Raw genomic sequence first — 19,842 nt, 5'->3', positions numbered from 1 at the left:
TATAACAAGCAATTGTTGTAAAAAACGCCTTGTGTAAGCAAGGCGTTTTTGTTTAATTGGCAGTTAGCACCAACATATATATGATATTGGCCGTTACGATATCAAAAAAGGGTATTTGTATGCAACAGTAAAATACAACTTTTAAAAAAACTATTATAAATACTGTTTAAATTACATTTTTATAATATCTTAATAAGTGGTTTTAAAAAAATGAACGAATTCAAAACAATAAAAAAACAATTACAATAATATGTTTACCAATAATAAACTAACTATGTCACATTTTTTTTGTAAGCAATTTTTTTTTCTTTTAAGTACATTAATATCATCAACATTTATTTGCAATGCACAAGTAAGTGTAAACCCGGGTGCAGGAAGTTACCCTACACTAACAGCAGCTTTTGCAGCTATTAATGCAGGTACCCATACAGGGGCAGTTACTGTTGATATTGTTGGAAATACTGTTGAAGGCGCAACTACGGCTGTTTTAAATGCAAGCGGTTCGGGAGCTGCATCATATACATCAATTGTTATTAGCCCAAGTGGTGGTGCAAGATTAATTACAGGAACCACAACAGCCGGAAGTCCATTAATTGATTTGAACGGAGCAGATAATGTAACAATTAATGGCTTAAATGCAGGCGGAAATTCATTAACCATACAAAATGAAACTGTAAGTGCTACATCAGGTACTTGTACAATAAGGTTTATTGGTGGTGCCACAAATAATGTAATTACAAATTGTACTATTAATGGTGCCTTTACTGGTAGTGTTGTAACAAATGGAGGAACCATATTTTTTTCAACTGATGGTGTAACCACAAATGGGAATGATAACAACACTATATCAAATAATAATATTGGTCCTGTAGGTACATCATTGCCAACTAAAGCTATACTAGGTAACGGTTCTACTACAACTACAGCAATTGGTAATAGTGGTATTTTAATTGATAATAATAACATTTTTGATTATTTTGGAGTAACAGTAACTAGTTCTGGTATAGCTACAAATGGAGGTTGTAATACTTGGAGCATTACAAATAATCGTTTTTATCAAACGGGTACAAGAACGTGGACAACAGGTTCAACCCACAGAGCTATTGACATAAATAATACAACAGCAACAAGTGGTGCTACTGGTTTCACAATTACCGGTAATACCATTGGTTATGCTAGTAATACACAAACAGGTACTTATACATTAACAGGTTCAACCGGTAAATTTCAAGCTATTAACTTTAATGGTATAAATGGAGGATCTGCTACAAACATCAATAATAATACTATTGCCTCTATTAGTTTAACTGGGGTAACTTCAAGTGGAACAGGCAGTAGTAGTCCATTTTTAGGAATATTGGTAAGTAATGGTGTTGCAAATACGAATAATAATACTATTGGTAGTCAATCAACTAATTCATCTCTTGTTTTTAGTACTAACACAACTGCAGCTACTGATGTTATTGGCATTTATAATTTTAGTGTAGATATTGCAAATATGGTAAGTAACAATATTGGTGCTATTTCTGTTACTAACGCAGCAGCAAGTGGTACTTTTATTATATATGGTATAAGGATAAATACAAGTACTAGCGTAACAGCAACCTTAACTTCAAATACAATTGGTGGTTCTTTGCCAAATTCAATCCAATTAAACGCAACGGGGGCATCTTCACAAATTATTGGTATAGTTACTCCTAACGCACCTGCAATATTTACATCTAACACTATACGTAACCTAACTAGTAACATTGGCACTGGTACTACTACAGCAGCCTCTGTTATTGGTATATTGGTAAATAGTACAACACCAAATCATACACTTTCTCAAAATGTCATTTTTAATCTCACTAACACCAATGCAACCGCTGCTACGGTAGTAACAGGTATTCAATTCACAGGAGGTACAGCCAATATAGTGGAGAGAAATTCAATTTACGATTTAACATCTGCAACAAACAGTACTACTGCTGAAATTAATGGTATTAGGGTTGCAGGTGGTACCACAGTTTATAGAAATAACATGATAAGGTTAGGGCAAGGTGTAATTAACGCAATAGGCGGCGCAGCAACTAATTCATCAACTGCTGGTATCAATGGCTTTAATGGTGCATTAGGTACTGATCAATTTATACATAATAGCGTTTATATAGGTGGTAGTCCAACTGCGGGGGTTGGTTCATCATTTGCATTTAATGGAACGCAAACTACAAATACTAGAACTTTTAGAAATAATGTATTTTTTAATGCAAGGTCAAACAATGGCGCTACAGGTAAAAATTATGCAATCAAAATAAATGGAACTACAGCAAACCCAGCAGGATTAACACTAAATAATAATAACTATTTTGCCAATGAAACTGGTGGTATTTTTGGTTTCTTTAATGGTGCTGATGTAGCAAATTTAGCCGCATGGCAAGCTGCTGTTGGTCAAGATGCCAATAGTTTGAGTGTAGATCCACTATTTGTATCAACCACAGATTTGCATTTAACAGCTACCTCAACAATGATAGATGCTGGTGTAAATTTAAGTGTAGCTAATGATTTTGATGGCGATACAAGAGGAACAACGTTGCCTGATATTGGCGCTGATGAAAATAATTTTTCTGTATTACCCTTACGATGGCTAGAGATACAAGGAGCTTTCAATTATAACAAACAAGCAGTAATAATATTTAAAGTAAATGAAAACAATGTTGCCTACTATACTATTGAAAAAAGTACTAACGGTCATATTTTTATCCCACTCACTACCATTAATAGTAAAGGCAACGGAGAAAATAGTTACAGCGTAACAGATATTACAGCAAGTAAAGGTGTTTGTTTTTATAGGGTAAAGCAAACTGATTTTAATGGAGCGTTTACTTATTCAGCTATTGTAAAACTATCAGCAACTAATAACAACAACATGAGTGTATTCCCTAACCCTGTTAGTACTATGGCAACAGTAAGTGGTGCAACAATTGGCGCTACATTGCAATTAGTAGATGTTACTGGTAAGTTGTTACAGAACATAAAAGTAACCAACCCAACTTTTAGGGTTGATATGAGTGGTTATAGTAAAGGTTTGTATTTGTTACAAGGCAATAACCAAGTGATTAAAGTAATGAAAGAGTAAGCAGTTAGTCAATCATTCAACTTATGTTGATTATAACAAAAACGCCTTGTTTTTACAGGGCGTTTTTTTGTGGCAGAAAGTATTTATAAATGCTATAAATAAATTATATGTTTTTTAAATGGTATAAATACAAATTTATATATGAAGCATTTCGACCTCAAAAAATGGCCATTCGCACTCAAAGTGTTGTAAAAATTTGTTCTAATAAGTAAAATTTTAGTACTTGCTAAAAATTCAAATGCTCTTTTTAACAATGGAAAAATTTTACATGAAACTAACAACATTAAAGGCAAAGCATATGCTATTTGCTTTGGTATTTGTTTTTGCAAATAATATTTGCGCTGCACAAACTTTATCTGCCGGTGATATTGCTATTATTGGTGTAAATACGGATGGCCCAAATGCAAGTACAGATGAATTTTCAATTGTTACTTTGGCGCCAATTTCATCTGGTACAACCATTTATTTTTCTGATTATTATTGGGATAATACCAATATGCGTTGGGGTAATGATGGTTTAAATGGTACTACCTCCAATCTAACGGAAGGAATTATTAAATGGACAACAGGCACTGCAATTGCAGCAGGTACGGTTTTTAGAATTTCATGGACAATGGGTACAGGTATACCAACTGTTAGTGGGCTCCCTGGTACAGTTACACTATTTGGACAATCAGGAGGTACTACAGCCGGGCCACTGGGGACAAACGGCGACAATATTTTTATTTATCAAAGCAGTAATGATGGAATTACTCCTAGCAATTGGGTGTTTGGTTGGTGTAATGGATTGTCAACTACTGTAAGTGCTAATAATGCTTGGCAAAGTAACAATTCACCCATTTCTGGTGTTTATTCTATGTTGCCATCATCACTTACAAATGGAGTTAGTGCCATATCATTTGCCCAAGTTGGTAGTGGTACAGCTTTTAATCCTTCTTTTGATAACAATGTATATAATGTAGGAGCTATTAGAACAGGTACTAAAGCACAAATTTTAGCTGGTATCTGTACACCAAGCAATTGGATAGGCGATGAAACCAATGCTTATGATATTTCAACAACATCATCTTTTTTTACGGGTGTAAATGCATTCAGTCTTGCTGTGTTGCCTGTAAAGTGGTTGAATGTTAATTGTAACATGAATGCTCAAAAGCAAGCCATCATCAACTTTAAAGTAAATGAAAACAATGTGGCTCAGTATGTTATTGAAAAAAGTAATGATGGTAGATCTTTTACAGCAATAGGTACTTTAAGCAGTGTAGGTAATGGTGAAAATACCTACCGTTTTACTGACGTACAAACAGTTAGTGAAATTAACTATTACAGGGTAAAACAAATGGATGTTGATGGCAGGTTTAGCTTTTCACCGATTGTAAAAATAGCTGTAAATGCTTCTGTTGTGAGTGTGTTCCCTAACCCTGTTAGCAGCACTGCAACCATAAGCGGCGCTACTGTTGGCGCTACATTACAATTGGTAGATGTTAGTGGTAAGTTATTACAGAACATAAAAGTAACCAACCCAACTTTTACGGTTGATATGAGTAGTTACAGTAAAGGTTTGTATTTGTTACAAGGTAATAACCAAGTGATTAAAATAGTGAAAGATTAAGCAGTAGTCAATTACACAACAATTTTTGTTGTTATTAAAAACGCCTTGTGTTAGCAAGGCGTTTTTTGATTTTGTAACACATTTTTAGTGCAAGAAATTATTACCAATTATTGATGGGGAAATAGCCCAGTGTAATGTCATCTTCTGGCAATGCACTTTGAGGTTGATGGGTAATTTTAATAGTGTAAGCTGTTTTAAATTGCTCATCAAGTATTTCTTTTATGTCGTGAATATCATCCACATCAACCCCGTATTTATCATCAACATGGGCTTTAGCATCTTTCCCAAAACCAGTGTGTAAGTAAAAGGCAGATTGTTTGGCTTGCGCTATAGCTTCATTTTTGTTGGCAGCCGCCACCAACATTTTATAATGCGCTTCATCAAACACACCAGGTTTATAGCCTCCTAAATTGATGAAAAATAATTGATGCTGTTGCGTAGTTGTATTTTCAGTTCGTTCTACAATTTCGATGTGAAAATCATTCACCTTGGTAACCATACGCCATGCATCTACATGAATAGGGCTGGCATTTTTCCAACTACTTTTTATAGCAGGCGCTAGCTCATGCAAGTGTTCTGCAATGCCAAAAAAGATGTCGTGTTGTTCTGTTAAACGGCCTTTTGGTCTGCAACCCAACAATAACATAAATAACTTTTTTTTGCTCATATAACTCAAATTAAAAAGTTGAACTTTTGAGGTTCAACTTTTATACATTTTTTATTTAAAATTGGGGCTTACGACCAACTCTTTACTACCTGCTGTGTAAGTGTAAAAACCTTCACTTGTTTTAACGCCTAATTTACCTGCCGTTACCATGTTTACTAATAGCGGACAAGGTGCATATTTAGGGTTACCAAACCCATCGTGTAATACTTTTAAAATAGATAAGCAAGTATCTAATCCAATAAAATCGGCCAATTGTAAAGGGCCCATTGGGTGAGCCATACCTAACTTCATTACCGTATCAATTTCATGAACACCTGCTACACCTTCAAACAAGCTTGTAATAGCTTCGTTGATCATGGGCATTAAAATACGGTTGGCTATAAAGCCTGGGTAATCGTTAACGGTAGAAGGTACTTTACCTAATTTTTTACTGATGTTTACAATAGCTTCACTCACGGTTGCATCTGTAGCATAGCCATTTATAATTTCAACCAGTTTCATTACGGGTACCGGGTTCATAAAATGCATTCCAATAACCAATGATGGCCTAGTTGTAGCCGCAGCAATTTTAGTGATGGAGATAGAAGATGTATTGGTTGCTAAAATACAATCAGCTGGTGCTGCTTCATCTATCTGTTTAAAAATAGAAAGTTTTAATGCAACATTTTCGGTAGCAGCTTCAATAACGAGTGCGGCTTGCTGTACACCTTCTTTTAAATCAGTAAATGTGGTAATGTTATTGAGGGCATTGCTCTTATCTGTTTCGGTTAAACTGCCTTTGGCAATTTGTCTATCAAAATTTTTAGCAATGGTACTTACTGCTTTTTCTAGTTGTGCAGCACTAACATCAATTAAGTGAACGGTGTAACCTGTTTGTGCAAAAACGTGGGCAATACCGTTACCCATTTGTCCGGCACCAATTACGGCTACTATACCTTTACCTTCTGTGAGTGCTTGTAATATTTGAGGGTTCATATTATGTGGTAATACTATTTTGGGTTTATTTAAAAGCGTTGAAGCCGGTAACATCCATACCTGTTATTAATAAATGAATGTCGTGTGTACCTTCATAGGTAATTACACTTTCTAAATTCATCATGTGTCGCATTACAGGGTATTCGCCTGTAATGCCCATGCCACCCAGCATTTGACGAGCATCTCTACAAATATTGGTAGCAACTTCACAAGCGTTGCGTTTAGCCATACTTACTTGTGCAGGGGTTACTTTACCTGCGTTCATTAAGGTACCCAAGCGCCAATTCAATAATTGGGCTTTGGTAATTTCTGTAACCATTTCGGCTAACTTTTTTTGTTGTAACTGAAAGCCGCCAATTGGCTTACCAAATTGTACACGTTCTTTGCTGTATTCTAAAGCAGTATGGTAACAATCCATAGCAGCACCAATAGCACCCCAAGCAATACCGTAACGGGCTTTGGTAAGGCAACTTAATGGGCCTTTTAAGCCTTTTATATTTGGTAAAATATTTTCTTTAGGCACTTTTACATTATCAAATACCAATTCGCCAGTAGCACTAGCCCTTAAGCTCCATTTGCCATGAGTGGTTGGCGTAGTAAAACCTTGCATACCACGTTCAACAATAATACCTCTTATTTCGCCAGCATCATCTTTTGCCCATACTACGGCCACTTGGCTAAAAGGAGCATTACTGATCCACATTTTTGCACCATTAAGGGTAACAGTATCATCGCCATTATCTTTAAAATTAGTAAGCATACCAGCTGGGTCGCTACCATGGTTAGGCTCAGTTAAGCCAAAGCAACCTAACCATTCGCCGCTTGCTAATTTTGGTAAGTATTTGTTGCGTTGCTCCTCACTACCATATTGGTAAATAGGAAACATTACCAAACTGCCTTGTACACTTGCGGTAGAGCGAACGCCACTATCGCCTCTTTCAAGCTCTTGCATCATTAAACCGTACGAAATATAATCTAAACCGCCACCGCCGTATTGCGTAGGAACGGTAGGACCGAAGCAACCTAAATCGCCCAACTGCTTTATGATTTGTTGTGGAAATTCAGCTTTTTGTGCATATTCCTCAATAATCGGACTGATATCTTTTTTCACATAGTTGCGAACCGATTCACGAATAAGTAAATGTTCTTCGGTTAACAATTCATCTACATTAAAATAATCTGGAGATTGAAAGTTATCTGTTTTAACGGCCATTGTATTGGTTTTTATAATTGATGGCAGCCATTATAGGACTACCATGTAAGTTTAGTTGTTTAAGTAGTGGTAATAAGTACATTGTTTTTAACACAAATGCGCTGCAAAGATATAGTGGAAACTACTAATTAAAGGCATATTTAAGAGCGTATTTTACAGTATTTACCGAACTAGAAAAGCAGGCTAAATTGAACTATAATGGTACTTATACCACTGTATTATTAAGGTGAAATTGTATTGAAAAAATATAAAATTGAAAGGTAGCGATGCTCATTATCGTACCCACAACAGCTGCATAATGATCAACTGCCGATGGGCTGCCTGATGCGAAGGCGCAGTGGCGGCCCAAGCCGCTACCGTAGCCCGTAGCAGCAGGAACCAATGTTGAAAAGTGGTATGTAGCACAGCGCCCCAAAATAAAATAAAAAATAGGGCGTTAAACGATGGTAGTTTTGGTAGGTCATAATTGCCTGCCAATACTTATTTTAATATTTTATTATGAAAAAATTACTGCTTGCTTTTTTGGGAATGGTTTTATTATGGGGTTGTAAAAAATCGAATGATACAGCCACTAGTACAACGCCACCACAAAACCCAACACCTGCGGAACCCTACTATTATCCACCTTTAACGGGTGATGTTTGGGAAACCAAAACATCCGCATCCATAGGGTGGGATGATGCACTGTTAAACCAAGCGTTGGATTATGCTGGTACTAAAAACTCATATGGCATTGTGATTTTACACCACGGAAAAATTGTGAAAGAGCGTTATTGGAATAACTGGACTATGAATACGCCCTACTTCATAGCATCGGCCGGTAAAAGTGTGGCAGCATTTATTGCAGGTATTGCACAGCAAGAAGGTACCATTAACATCAACAATAAAGTATCGCAATATTTAGGTACAGGGTGGACGAGCCTGCCACTAGCAAAAGAAAACTTGATTACCGTAAAAAACCAATTAACAATGACGACTGGTTTGGATGATGGTGTGCCCGACCAAGATTGCACCACACCCAGTTGCTTAATATACAAGGCTGATGCTGGTACCCGTTGGGCCTACCACAATGCACCTTACCATTTATTGCAAAATGTGATTGCTAATGCCAGCGGACAAACTTTTCAACAATACAGTAAAGCAAAGTTGTTTACCAAAATAGGAATGAACAATGCATTTTGGTTTAATTATGTAATGTATTGTACCACTAGAGAAGCCAGTAGGTTTGGCTCATTAATACTAACCAAAGGAAAATGGAACGGTACAGCCTTGCTGAATGATGATGCATATTTTAACAGCATGGTCAATACATCGCAACCATATAATTTAAGTTATGGCTATTTATGGTGGTTAAATGGTAAAGCTAGTAGTATGGTACCTGGGTCGCAATTTGTTTTTCAAACTTCGCTTACACCTAGTGCCCCAACTGATATGATTATGGCTTTAGGTAAAGATGATAAAAAGATATACGTTGTACCGAGTTTAGATGTGGTGGTAGTAAGGTTGGGTGATAGTGCTGGTACTACAACTTTAGGCCCCAGTAGTTTTGATAATGAATTTTGGACAAGGTTAAAACCTGCCATGCGTTTTTGATGGAATAATATTGAAACAACTATTTTTTTACAATGATTTTATTTTCGTAAGCGTATTTTATTAATCCAATAAGACTACTGGTTTTGGTTTTACGAAATATATTTTTGCGGTGGGTTTCCACTGTACGTTCACTAATAAATAAGCTATCGGCAATTTGTTTGTTATTTTTTTCTTCTTCTATTAGGCGAATAATTTCAATTTCTCTGGTGGTGAGGTGCGTTTCAGCGTTACGAATTTTTCGTTCACTGTATTGCAACATTTCATCGAGCACCACATCACTAAAATAAACGCCTCCGGTAGCAATTTTTTCAATTGCACCAATAAGTTCTTGCTTGCCAATGTTTTTTAATACATAGCCTGCAATATCACTTTCATCAATCATTTTGCTAACAAGTTCGCCTTGTCCGCTCATTGATAAAGCCAATATTTTAATATGCGGAAATTGTTCTTTCACCAATTTAGCTAATTGAGCACCATCCATAATAGGCATCATAATATCTGTTAATAAAATATCAACAGGTTGCGTTGCTAATATAAGCTCCATTTGCTCAGGATGGTTACACTCCACCACAACTTCAAATTGTGGATGCCCACGTAATAAAGCTTTTAAACCATCAATTACTATTTGATGATCATCAACAATGGCTAACTTAATTTGTGGTGAAAGGGGTGACATCAAATTAAAGATGATTAAATATTACATTATTTATAGTGGTATATGTATAGCTACTAAAGTGCCCTTGTTAGGTTCACTAGCAAAATCGATGGTTCCCTTTAAATAATTTACCCTACTCAGCATGTTTTTAATACCGATGCCTTCAGCATTACTGATTTGTTGTACGTTAAAACCTTTGCCATCATCTTCAATTAATACAGAAATTTCGTCGCTTGTTTTAATAATACTAATATCTAACCTGTTAGCTGCTGCATGTTTGAGGGTATTGTTTACACTTTCTTGAATAACTCGGTATAAAACAGTTTCAATATTGGTAGGTAGCCGTTCATTAAGTCCTTCGGCATGTATACTCACTTTTATGATGCTATCATCAAGCCGATTAATAAACTCTTTAATAGCTTTTGTTAAACCAAATTTTAGTAAGGCATTTGGCATCATTTGATGGCTTACTTTTCTAATTTCTGCACAGCTATCATCAACCAAACTGATGATATTATTAAAAGTATGTTGTGTGGTTGTATTTTTAAAGTTGATTTCGTTTTCAAGAACTGATAAGTTCATTTTTGCTGCACTCATCATTTGTCCGATACCATCGTGCAACTCTGCAGCAATACGTTTGCGTTCATTTTCTTCGGCCTCAATAATAGCTTTTGTAGCGATGGCTTGTTGTGCTACTATTTGTTGTTGCAAGGCAAGTTTATTTTGTAATCGCCTACGCCTGTACCAAAAAATACCTGTTGAAATAATCAATAAACAAGCAATGGAAAGGGTTGTAATGAGGTAATTCTTTTTACTCAGTTCACTTTTTTGTAATTTAAGTTGTTGTTCTTTTTTTTCGAATTGGTATAATTTATCTAACTCAATAATTTTATTTTCTGAACTTTCGTTGATGATTTTGTCTTTGATGCTGTACCCTTTTTGCATCGCATCTAAAGCACTATCTGTTTTATTGAGTTGTTTGTAGATGTTACTTAAGGAGAGATAAGCAGCGTATTCACCTTGTTTGTAGCCCGATTCATTTGCATATGCGATGGATGTTTTGAGGTACTGAATGGCAATGGTTGGCTGTTTGTTCATTTCATACAAACTACCGAGGTTTAAGTAGGTATCAGACATTTGTTTTTTGTTACCAAAGCTTGAATCGATGGTAATACATTTTTGAAAGTATATTTTCGCTTTAGCGGCATCGCCACTGTACATGTAGCAGTTCGCCATATTATCGTAAACACTACTTTTAAAAAATATGATATTAAAGCTGTCGCATATAGCAAGGGCTTTATCATCAATAGCCAAAGCTTTTGCATAGTTGCCTTGCATACCATACATATTGGCAAGTGTATGCAAACTAGATACCTCAATATTTTTATCAATTTTTGGGGTAGATAGAATTTCATTCAAAATTTTTTCAGCATTTTTTAAATCATTTTTTTGCTGATAAATTTGCGCCATTACCAGTTTAGCTTTATTAATACCATCTTGATTTTTTATTGTTTCATACTTTTTTATGGCAGCGTATAATTTATTAAAGGCGCTATCAAATGCGCCATAATTTTCATCAATAGTGGCAAAATTTAAAAGCGATGCAGCCATCAATGAATCGTTTTGTAATTGTTGTGCAATGGCCATTGCTTTTTTACAGTAATCTTCTGATAATTTATAGTTTGCTTTTTTATTATGGGCTAATGCCAAGCATAAGTTAGCCAATGATTCGCCGTATAAATAATTTATTTGGTGGGCTTTTAATACATTAGGTTCTCCTAATTTAATAGCGCTATCAGGGTTTGATATTCTGAGTTCGTAAACAATTTTATTTGTTATGCTAACAGTTGCTTTAGGTTGCGATGTTTTACTTAGTGCTATTTTTAGCGCATCTAATTTATTAGGCTGAGCAATGGCTGTACCACTGTATATTAATATCACCCATAAGCATATATTTTTTGGGATCATAGCACCGTCTGTATAAATAAAATTAAATCAGGTCTTTCAACACATCAGCCATCGTAAATATACCTTTTTTATTATATACAAATTCTGCCGCTGTAAGTGCACCTGTTGCAAACCCTTGTCTGCTATGGGCTGTATGAATAATTTCAATATCATCAATACTTGATTGGTATTTTACAAAGTGCGTACCTGGGGCAGGGTCAATACGTTTTGCTACCATGGCAATTTCATTTGGTTGAGGCGTTTCATTCAGTGTCCAACTGTGTTTGTCAGTTCTGTTGGCTATAATTTGCTGGGCTAAACTTATGGCTGTACCGCTTGGTGCATCTTTTTTATGGGTATGATGCACTTCTTCAATACTTACTTGGTATTGATGTTGCTTCGCCATAAGTGCAGCTAATTTTTTATTGATTTCAAAAAATATATTCACCCCAATACTAAAGTTGCTGGCATATAAAAGTGAGCCTTGTTTATTGGTACAATATGCTTTTACAGCCTCTTCACTAGCTACCCAACCTGTACTACCACATACTACCGGCAAACCAGCATCAATGCAGGTTTTGATGTTTGCAACAGCACTCTCGGGGTTGGTAAATTCTATGGCTACGTCGCATTGCTGTAAGTTAGTGGCTGTAAGGTCAGCAGCATTATCAATTGTAATTTTTAACACAATTTCATGACCTTTGGCAATGGCTAATGTTTCAATGGCTTGCCCCATTTTACCATAACCTATTAAAGCGATTTTTAATTTTTGTTGCGACATGTAGCTCTTTTTTTCAAAGATAATACTAACGCATTAATGCAAATGAATGTTGAGAGGGGTAGTACGGGTTATTTGCTAATTTTATTTTCTTTTACCAATGTGCATTACTAAACTTAAGCCATTTGTTTGGGCTAAGGGGCTGTAGCCGGGCTTAATTTGTAAGCTAATATCGTCACTCACGTCAAAAGTTTTTAGGTTGGCATCTACTGCGGCATCAGCAACATTGAGCCCCCAAAAAATAATAAAAAATAATACGGAGTAATCAACATTTTGGCGAACTTGGTTACGGAAAACCCTTATTCTATCAGGCTGGTTAAGAACAGTATAATAAGGTTCTTTAATTTGATTATCGTTTGTAGGGTCACCATCAGTCGCTAAAATAAAAGCCTGCTTGGCTTCTCTATATTGTTTGAGGTTACGGGTAAATAAATAACCAGTTGTACCTAAGGCACCGTATACTAAAGGTATTTTCCAATATTTTTTATTGGTGAATTGGCCCCAGCCTGGTAATATAGCCGAACGACGTATGGCTATAGCAGGGTTGTATTTTTTTTGTGTACTATCTTTTTTTGTAACGAGTTTATAGGTTTTAAACGCCAGTGAATCATCAGCTACCGCATTAATTGTTTGAGCGTTGAGCCCTTGGCCAAACACTATAAAAAGTAATACCATCAAAAACCATTTTGTACAATGCATTAACTCACTTTAATATTCAACTTATCCAGTAGGCCATTGAGTTCTTCTAATGAATAATATTCAAACGAAATACTGCCATACCCTTTTTTGTTATGTACCAACGATACTTTGGTAGCATAGGTTGATGCTAAATTATCTTCAATTTTTTTAAATGCTGGTGGTAAACCCGTTTTTACAGTATTTTTAACAGCTGCAGTACTGTTGCTGTATATTTTACGTACTAAATCTTCTGTTTGTCTAACGGATAATTGTTTACTTTTAATTTCATTGAAAATGAATAATTGTTTATCAACAACATCAACATTAATAAGTGCCCTTGCATGGCCCATGCTAATTACGCCATTACGAACGGCCACTTGAATATCTGGTGGTAGTTTTAATAAACGAATATAGTTGGTAACGGTACTACGCTCTTTACCCATACGCTCTGCCACTTTTTCTTGCGTATAATCTAAATCATCCATCAATCGCTTATATGAAAGTGCAACTTCAATAGCATTTAAGTTTTCTCTTTGTAAGTTTTCGAGCAATGCTAACTCTAATAATTGGCTGCTCGTTACTTCTCTCACATATACAGGAACATCTTTTAAGCCAGCTATTTTTGAGGCTCTGTAACGACGTTCACCTGCTACCAAACGAAATTTACCACCAGCAATGGGTGATACTGTAAGCGGTTGTATTATGTTATGAATTTTAATAGAAGCGGCTAATTCATTTAAAGCAGTTTCATCAAAATCTTTACGAGGTTGATCAGGGTTAACTTCAATTAAATCAAGTGATACACGTTGGCTAGCCACTGTTTTTTCAGCTACCTCTTGTTTTAAATTACCGGCTGTATTTTTTAAATCAGTATCAATATTTTGCAATAGGCTTCTGATACCTTTGCCCAATGCATCGTTCTTTTTTGATAAACTCATGGTGTATGTAATTAGCTAAGTTGCTTTTCTTCTTGTTTAATTTTAGTGAGGTTGTTTTTTTGCAAAATTTCTTTAGCTAGGTTTAGGTAGTTTACTGAACCTTTGCTATCAGCATCGTACAAAATAGCTGGTTTACCAAAGCTTGGCGCCTCACTTAATTTGGTGTTACGGTGAATAATGCTTTCAAAAACCATTTCATCAAAATGGCGCCTTACTTCGCTAACTACTTGGTTGCAGAGGCGTAAACGTCCATCGTACATGGTCATTAAAATACCTTCAATTTGTAATTCGGTATTTAAACGGTTTTGAACAATTTTTACCGTATTTAATAACTTGCCTAAACCTTCTAATGCAAAAAATTCTGTTTGTACGGGTACCACAACACTGTCAGATGCTACCAATGCATTCACCGTTATTAAACCTAGTGATGGTGAGCAGTCAATAATTATAAAATCGTACTGATCTCTCACCGCATCTAAAATATTTTTTAAAATACCCTCTCTGTTGGGGTAATTAATCATTTCAATTTCGGCTCCTACCAAATCAATGTGTGATGGTATTACATCAAGCGTTGCTAGCTCTGTTTTTAAAATAACATCAGTAGCAGTAGCTTCGTTCACCATACAATCGTATAGGCTTTTGGTGATATTCTGTAAATCAAAACCAACACCAGTGGTACTATTGGCTTGAGGATCGGCATCAACCAATAAAGTTTTGTACTCTAATATGGCAAAACTTGCCGCTAAATTAATAGCAGTAGTGGTTTTACCTACGCCGCCTTTTTGATTTGCTATTCCTATGATTCTTGCCATTGCGTTGTACGCTGTTTATTTATGATTTGCAGAAAATTATCGTCAAATGTAAACTTATGAGGATAATTTTGCAAACTTCGTTAATTATTGGCTATTTGTTGCTAAAAGATGTTGAATTATTATTAAAAACGGTACCTAGTTAACAAGTTGATACAAGGGTTGATTTTAATAGTTAATTATAGCGATAACTGTTTGGATGTTATGCATATTTGGCAGCTGAACAATGAAATATTGCTCAATGGCTGCCGGATAGCAGCGAAAAGCCCGGTGAAGCCATGTGTTTAGCCCTGTGCCGAACTTGTAGCGAATAGCCGGAACTAATGCTGAAGAACGATTAATTGCTGAAAGCCCCAAACAATAAAAAATTGAATAAATATATGATTACGATTATTGTAGGTACGAATAGGAAGGGAAGTAATTCCAAAAAAATTGCATTGATTTACCATCAATTACTAACCGAGGTTGGAGTTGAAAGCAAGGTATTATCGCTTGATGAGCACTTGGTTTATGAAAAAAATGACGCTTTTACCTCTATGGAAGCCACTTTTTTAAAACCAGCAGAACGGTTTATTTTTATAGTGCCAGAGTACAATGGCTCGTACCCAGGTATTTTAAAATTAATGATTGATAATAGTGATGTATACAATGTTTGGAGCAGCAAAAAAGCTTTGCTTACAGGTGTGAGCACAGGCAGGGCAGGTAATTTACGTGGGTTAGAGCATTTTACGGGTGCTTTGTTGCATTTAAAAATGAATGTACATTACAACCGTTTACCATTAAGTGTAGTGCATACTATGCTTGATGAAAATGGTGCACTTACACACGAGCCCACATTAAACACTATTAAAGCTCAAATAAATGAGTTTTTAGCTTATTAAAAGGTACAATTTTATGCGTTCACCACTAGGTATTTTTATTTTTTTGGGTTTGATGTTGTTGTTAGATACGTATGTTTTTCAGGCAGTAAAAACAGTATCACAACAAGCATCGCCCAAAACTAAATTAATTATTTACAGTATTTACTGGGGTATTACAGCGTTAGCTGTAATTGGGTACTTATTATTTATGTATACTGACCAACAGTTTTTAGGCAAAAAAGTACGTACTTATTTATTTGCTACAATATTGGGTTTGTTTATTGCTAAACTTACAGGGTTGGTATTTTTTTTAGTAGATGATTTGCGCCGAGGGATACAATTTGTGGTAGGTAAATTGTTTTTTAATAAAACAGATATTGATGGCATGAGCGGCGATGGTATTACCCGTTCAGCCTTTTTGAGTTGGCTAGGCATTGCTGTAGGTGGTACTTTATTTGGTAGCTTGTTATATGGTTTTAGCAACCAATACCGTTATCAAATTAAAAAAGTGCAATTGGCATTTGATAACCTGCCCAAAGCGTTTAAGGGGCTCAAAATTGTACACATTAGTGATATTCATAGTGGCAGCTTTATGGACAAAAAAGCCGTAATGCATGGGGTTGATTTGATTAATGAACAAGGGGCAGATTTGATTTTGTTTACAGGTGATTTGGTGAACGATAAGGCTACTGAAATGGCTAACTACATCGATGTTTTTAATCAACTAAAAGCACCCATGGGCGTATACTCCACTTTAGGCAACCACGATTATGGAGACTATGTAGCTTGGCCTATTGAAGGTATAAGTAAAGAACAAAATTTGGATAACCTTAAAAAAGTACATGCTCAACTTGGTTGGACATTGCTCATGAACGAACATGTAGTTTTTGAAAAAGAAGGTGAAAAAATAGCGTTGTTGGGTATTGAAAACTGGAGCGCCAAAGCTAGGTTTCCTAAACATGGTCGCATGGATTTAGCTCATGGTGGTACAGAAAAATATCCATTTAAAATATTAATGAGCCACGACCCAAGCCATTGGGATGCTCAAGTAAAGCCCGAATACCCTGATGTTGATTTGATGTTGAGCGGCCATACACATGGTATGCAGTTTGGCGTAGAGTTACCGTTTTTTAAATGGAGCCCTGTACAATATATGTACCCACAGTGGGCAGGTTTGTATGAAGCTGGTAAACAAAAATTATATGTAAACCGTGGTTTTGGTTTTATTGGTTACCCGGGCAGGGTAGGTGAATTACCAGAAATTACGGTAATAGAATTAGTATAAAAAAGCGCTCCATTTGGGGCGCTTTTTTGTACATAATAATTTATATAAAACCTTCTTTAATGGCTATTTTTACCAAGCCAGCTGTATTTTTTACGTTTAACTTTTGTAGTAAATTATTTCGATGGTTTTCTACCGTACGCAGGCTTAAAAATAATTTACCTGCAATTTCACTATTGGTATGTTCTTCAGTAATTAATTTTAAAATTTCTTTTTCTCTACGGGTAATAAGTTGTTTGCTATTCATACCAGATAGGCTGTTAAGCAGTTGAATTTTAAATTCTTCTTGTAAGTATTGTTCACCTTTGCTTACAGTTTCAATAGCTTTTATTAATACTTCCGGACTCACATCTTTTAATAAATAACCCAAGCAGCCTTTTTGCAGCATTTGTTTCATTTGCGCTAGTACATCAACATTGGTTAATGCAATCATTTTTACCTGTGGGTATTTTTTAGAGATGATACCGGCAAGTTCAATGCCTGATTTGTTGGGCATATGTATATCAAGCAACAGCACATGTGGCTGCGACTTTTCAAGTGATTCTAACAATACATCACCATTGGTAAACACATCAACTATGTCAATATGTGGCGCATCAGCCAATATTTTTTGTAATCCGTTTAAAATGATTACTTGGTCGTCAATAATTGTTACTTTAATCATTATCTATCAATTTTTTCTTGTAAAGCTTCAAACTCTAGGTAAATACTAGTACCAGTTTCGTTAGAGCTTTGTATGTCAATTTTTCCTCCCAAATCAGATACCCTTTCTTTGGTATTTTTTAAACCCATACTTAGGGTTTTTTCAAAAGCATCTGGTGGTAAGCCAATGCCATCATCTTCAACGGTTATGTTAATTGTTCCATCGTTTTCAAAATTTAGTTGCACCAATGCATTTTTTGCTTGCGCATGTTTTATAATATTATGTACCAACTCTTGAATAATTCTATAAATAGGTAAATCAAAAGCACTTGAAATATTACTACGATCACCAATTGATTGAAAGGTAATATTGGTGGCACTTTTGCTCATCATTTTTTCGCAAAACGCTTGAACAGCACTAGCCAAACCTTGTGTTAACAATACTTCTGGCATTAGGTTGTAAGCAGCTTTTCGTAATTCAACAGTGGCCTCTTCTAATAATTTTACACCATCATTAAAGTCTGCATTTTCATCAACTACACTTTGTTTTTTTGCTAATTCAAAATTCATTCTTGCAACAGATAGTAATCCACCAATGCCATCATGCAGTTCTCTTCCAATTCTGGTTCTTTCTTTTTCTTCGCCTGTTATACTTGCTTTTAAGCGTTCTATTTTTATTTTTTGTTGTAAGTTTTCAATTCTTTCATCTTGTAACTTCTGTTTACTAATATTTTTTTTACGCCAAAGGGCAAAAATGATAAAACCGCTTAATGCAAATACCGATATACCAATTATTAGCGAATTTTTATAGCGTACTTTACTGTTGATTTCTGATAAAGCTAATTTTTGTAATACCAATTCTTTATCTTTTTCAGCCATTCTGTTTTTTATTTCTAAACGACTGATAATATCTACTTTATCTTTTTTAGTAATACTGTCGTATAATTTTGAATAAATATTTTTATACTCTAAGGCTTTGCTGAAGTTACCCATGGCTTGGTAGCTTGATGCATAAATATCGTACGATTCAACCACTTCGTTTCTAAAATGTAACCCTGTTGATTTGAGGTCAATAAGGGCTTTGTCAAGTAAAGCAATGGTTGCAGGATATTCCTTTTTTTGATAGTATGCTTTGGCAGTGAGCAAATCAATTAAGCTAATATAAAAAGCTAGGTATTGTGTATTTTGTGGGTTGCTTCCAATGGCTTTAATTTGGTTGATAAATTTGAGTGCCTCGTTTGGTTTTGTTTCTTGTAAATAAGTATCGGCAATGTTAAAAAGGGTTGATACTTTTCTTGTAATACTTAATTTTTTGAGGGCTGTTCTTCTTATTAAATATTCATTATAAAATAAACGGGCACTGTCGTATTGCTTTAGTCCATGATGGTAAGCACCTTGTAAAAACAAAAAGCTACTTTTAGCATCAGCAGTATCTTTTAATTTATTGGCATACATTTTTGCTTTATCTAAAAAGCGGTTGACTGTTTTTTTGTACTCTTCATTTATAACATTTCCATAATCAAGGTTTACCCAAAAAATAGTGAGTTTGGTAAACATTCTTACAGCAAATTCAGCGTTCGGAAAAGTACCAGCATCCATTTCGGCATCAAGCAAATAATAGTAGTATGCTGATGAATCTTTTATACCTTGTTCATCATATGCTTCGGCTAATAATAAATGCGTATCAGCAATGGCTTCAACATTGTTATTACTATTATCAAAATTTTGCAAAGCTTCGTAAGCGTATGCAATTGATTTACCAATATTGTTTCCAAAATACCATCTACCTAAGCTTAACGATGCTAATGCAATGCCATTTTTATATTGGGCTGTTTTACTTTGGTTGTAAGCACTTTGTAAATAGGGTAATGCTTTCTCTGGTAGTTGCTCAGCTAATTGTATACCCTTGTTTAAAGTGGTTTTAATGTTATTGGTATCATTTGAAAAATTGTTTTGTGCCTTTACTACAATTTGAAAGTTTAATAACAACACACAACATAATAACTGGTATTTAAAATAGATGATAATTTTAATAGATTGCTTTAGCATTGTTAAACAAATTAAATAGTGTAATATAA

The 19,842-nt window shown here is 35.2% G+C and carries 16 protein-coding genes; 5 read left to right on the top strand and 11 right to left on the bottom strand.

Going from position 1 to position 19,842, the window contains the following annotated elements; genetic code table 11:
• Positions 1-274: 274 nt before the first annotated feature.
• Positions 275-3,118: a T9SS type A sorting domain-containing protein gene (locus ACFOWM_RS12665; RefSeq protein ID WP_379710715.1), complete on the top strand. Its 2,844-nt coding sequence runs from the start codon at positions 275-277 to the stop codon at positions 3,116-3,118.
• Positions 3,119-3,386: 268 nt separating this feature from the next.
• Positions 3,387-4,727 carry a T9SS type A sorting domain-containing protein gene (locus ACFOWM_RS12660; protein ID WP_379710713.1) on the top strand — a complete coding sequence of 447 codons (1,341 nt, stop codon included), beginning with the start codon at positions 3,387-3,389 and terminating at the stop codon, positions 4,725-4,727.
• Between the two features lie 100 nt (positions 4,728-4,827).
• Here ACFOWM_RS12660 and ACFOWM_RS12655 read toward each other — a convergent pair whose 3' ends face one another.
• The 3 genes from ACFOWM_RS12655 to ACFOWM_RS12645 are packed head-to-tail and all read right to left on the bottom strand — an operon-like array spanning position 4,828 to position 7,582.
• Positions 4,828-5,394 carry a DUF1543 domain-containing protein gene (locus ACFOWM_RS12655; RefSeq protein ID WP_379710711.1) on the bottom strand — a complete coding sequence of 189 codons (567 nt, stop codon included), beginning with the start codon at positions 5,392-5,394 and terminating at the stop codon, positions 4,828-4,830.
• Positions 5,395-5,445: 51 nt separating this feature from the next.
• On the bottom strand, positions 5,446-6,369 hold the full coding sequence (locus ACFOWM_RS12650; RefSeq protein ID WP_379710709.1) for a 3-hydroxyacyl-CoA dehydrogenase family protein: 924 nt from the start codon (positions 6,367-6,369) through the stop codon (positions 5,446-5,448).
• 25 nt (positions 6,370-6,394) lie between these two features.
• Positions 6,395-7,582, bottom strand: coding sequence for an acyl-CoA dehydrogenase family protein (locus tag ACFOWM_RS12645; RefSeq protein WP_379710707.1), 1,188 nt, complete (start codon positions 7,580-7,582; stop codon positions 6,395-6,397).
• A 498-nt stretch (positions 7,583-8,080) separates the two neighbouring features.
• Between ACFOWM_RS12645 and ACFOWM_RS12640 the strand changes: the two genes are divergently transcribed.
• Entirely contained in the window at positions 8,081-9,175 is a 1,095-nt protein-coding gene (locus ACFOWM_RS12640) for a serine hydrolase domain-containing protein (RefSeq protein ID WP_379710705.1), read from the top strand.
• Positions 9,176-9,194: 19 nt separating this feature from the next.
• Here the strand turns inward: ACFOWM_RS12640 and ACFOWM_RS12635 are convergent, their stop codons facing one another.
• From ACFOWM_RS12635 to ACFOWM_RS12610, 6 genes are all read right to left on the bottom strand, one after another.
• Entirely contained in the window at positions 9,195-9,851 is a 657-nt protein-coding gene (locus ACFOWM_RS12635; RefSeq protein WP_379710703.1) for a response regulator transcription factor, read from the bottom strand.
• Between the two features lie 30 nt (positions 9,852-9,881).
• Positions 9,882-11,771 carry a tetratricopeptide repeat-containing sensor histidine kinase gene (locus ACFOWM_RS12630; RefSeq protein ID WP_379710701.1) on the bottom strand — a complete coding sequence of 630 codons (1,890 nt, stop codon included), beginning with the start codon at positions 11,769-11,771 and terminating at the stop codon, positions 9,882-9,884.
• Between the two features lie 49 nt (positions 11,772-11,820).
• A complete protein-coding gene (gene dapB, locus ACFOWM_RS12625; RefSeq protein ID WP_379710699.1) occupies positions 11,821-12,558 on the bottom strand; it encodes a 4-hydroxy-tetrahydrodipicolinate reductase in 738 nt (245 codons plus the stop codon).
• An 81-nt stretch (positions 12,559-12,639) separates the two neighbouring features.
• Positions 12,640-13,230 carry a DUF5683 domain-containing protein gene (locus ACFOWM_RS12620; protein ID WP_379710697.1) on the bottom strand — a complete coding sequence of 197 codons (591 nt, stop codon included), beginning with the start codon at positions 13,228-13,230 and terminating at the stop codon, positions 12,640-12,642.
• 23 nt (positions 13,231-13,253) lie between these two features.
• Positions 13,254-14,171, bottom strand: coding sequence for a ParB/RepB/Spo0J family partition protein (locus ACFOWM_RS12615; RefSeq protein ID WP_379710695.1), 918 nt, complete (start codon positions 14,169-14,171; stop codon positions 13,254-13,256).
• Between the two features lie 11 nt (positions 14,172-14,182).
• Positions 14,183-14,983, bottom strand: a complete 801-nt coding sequence (locus ACFOWM_RS12610; RefSeq protein ID WP_379710693.1) for a ParA family protein — start codon at positions 14,981-14,983, stop codon at positions 14,183-14,185.
• 377 nt (positions 14,984-15,360) lie between these two features.
• On the opposite strand from ACFOWM_RS12610, the gene ACFOWM_RS12605 reads away from it, so the two are divergent.
• Both ACFOWM_RS12605 and ACFOWM_RS12600 read left to right on the top strand, forming a co-directional pair.
• Positions 15,361-15,861, top strand: coding sequence for an NADPH-dependent FMN reductase (locus tag ACFOWM_RS12605; RefSeq protein WP_379710691.1), 501 nt, complete (start codon positions 15,361-15,363; stop codon positions 15,859-15,861).
• 13 nt (positions 15,862-15,874) lie between these two features.
• Positions 15,875-17,125, top strand: a complete 1,251-nt coding sequence (locus tag ACFOWM_RS12600) for a metallophosphoesterase (RefSeq protein ID WP_379710689.1) — start codon at positions 15,875-15,877, stop codon at positions 17,123-17,125.
• Positions 17,126-17,165: 40 nt separating this feature from the next.
• Here ACFOWM_RS12600 and ACFOWM_RS12595 read toward each other — a convergent pair whose 3' ends face one another.
• Together ACFOWM_RS12595 and ACFOWM_RS12590 are read right to left on the bottom strand one after the other, a co-directional pair.
• Positions 17,166-17,786 (bottom strand): response regulator, encoded by a 621-nt coding sequence (locus ACFOWM_RS12595; RefSeq protein WP_379710687.1) that lies wholly within the window; start codon positions 17,784-17,786, stop codon positions 17,166-17,168.
• Entirely contained in the window at positions 17,786-19,813 is a 2,028-nt protein-coding gene (locus ACFOWM_RS12590; RefSeq protein WP_379710685.1) for an ATP-binding protein, read from the bottom strand. The genes ACFOWM_RS12595 and ACFOWM_RS12590 overlap by 1 nt, the downstream gene beginning before the upstream one ends.
• Between the last annotated feature and the right edge of the window lie 29 nt (positions 19,814-19,842).

Source organism: Ferruginibacter yonginensis, assembly GCF_042651465.1.
Taxonomy (GTDB): domain Bacteria; phylum Bacteroidota; class Bacteroidia; order Chitinophagales; family Chitinophagaceae; genus Ferruginibacter; species Ferruginibacter yonginensis.
Note: the sequence above shows the minus strand (reverse complement) of the source record. Positions and strands in the feature narration are given on the sequence as shown.

Bases quoted from the DNA above. Each gene is read 5' to 3' on its own strand.
- ACFOWM_RS12635 (WP_379710703.1), bottom strand. From the start codon at position 9,851: ATGTCACCCCTTTCACCACAAATTAAGTTAGCCATTGTTGATGATCAT.
- ACFOWM_RS12605 (WP_379710691.1), top strand. From the start codon at position 15,361: ATGATTACGATTATTGTAGGTACGAATAGGAAGGGAAGTAATTCCAAA.
- ACFOWM_RS12610 (WP_379710693.1), bottom strand. From the start codon at position 14,983: ATGGCAAGAATCATAGGAATAGCAAATCAAAAAGGCGGCGTAGGTAAA.
- ACFOWM_RS12590 (WP_379710685.1), bottom strand. From the start codon at position 19,813: ATGCTAAAGCAATCTATTAAAATTATCATCTATTTTAAATACCAGTTA.
- ACFOWM_RS12650 (WP_379710709.1), bottom strand. From the start codon at position 6,369: ATGAACCCTCAAATATTACAAGCACTCACAGAAGGTAAAGGTATAGTA.
- ACFOWM_RS12595 (WP_379710687.1), bottom strand. From the start codon at position 17,786: ATGATTAAAGTAACAATTATTGACGACCAAGTAATCATTTTAAACGGA.
- ACFOWM_RS12600 (WP_379710689.1), top strand. From the start codon at position 15,875: ATGCGTTCACCACTAGGTATTTTTATTTTTTTGGGTTTGATGTTGTTG.
- dapB (WP_379710699.1), bottom strand. From the start codon at position 12,558: ATGTCGCAACAAAAATTAAAAATCGCTTTAATAGGTTATGGTAAAATG.
- ACFOWM_RS12655 (WP_379710711.1), bottom strand. From the start codon at position 5,394: ATGAGCAAAAAAAAGTTATTTATGTTATTGTTGGGTTGCAGACCAAAA.
- ACFOWM_RS12665 (WP_379710715.1), top strand. From the start codon at position 275: ATGTCACATTTTTTTTGTAAGCAATTTTTTTTTCTTTTAAGTACATTA.
- ACFOWM_RS12640 (WP_379710705.1), top strand. From the start codon at position 8,081: ATGAAAAAATTACTGCTTGCTTTTTTGGGAATGGTTTTATTATGGGGT.
- ACFOWM_RS12660 (WP_379710713.1), top strand. From the start codon at position 3,387: ATGAAACTAACAACATTAAAGGCAAAGCATATGCTATTTGCTTTGGTA.
- ACFOWM_RS12645 (WP_379710707.1), bottom strand. From the start codon at position 7,582: ATGGCCGTTAAAACAGATAACTTTCAATCTCCAGATTATTTTAATGTA.
- ACFOWM_RS12620 (WP_379710697.1), bottom strand. From the start codon at position 13,230: ATGGTATTACTTTTTATAGTGTTTGGCCAAGGGCTCAACGCTCAAACA.
- ACFOWM_RS12615 (WP_379710695.1), bottom strand. From the start codon at position 14,171: ATGAGTTTATCAAAAAAGAACGATGCATTGGGCAAAGGTATCAGAAGC.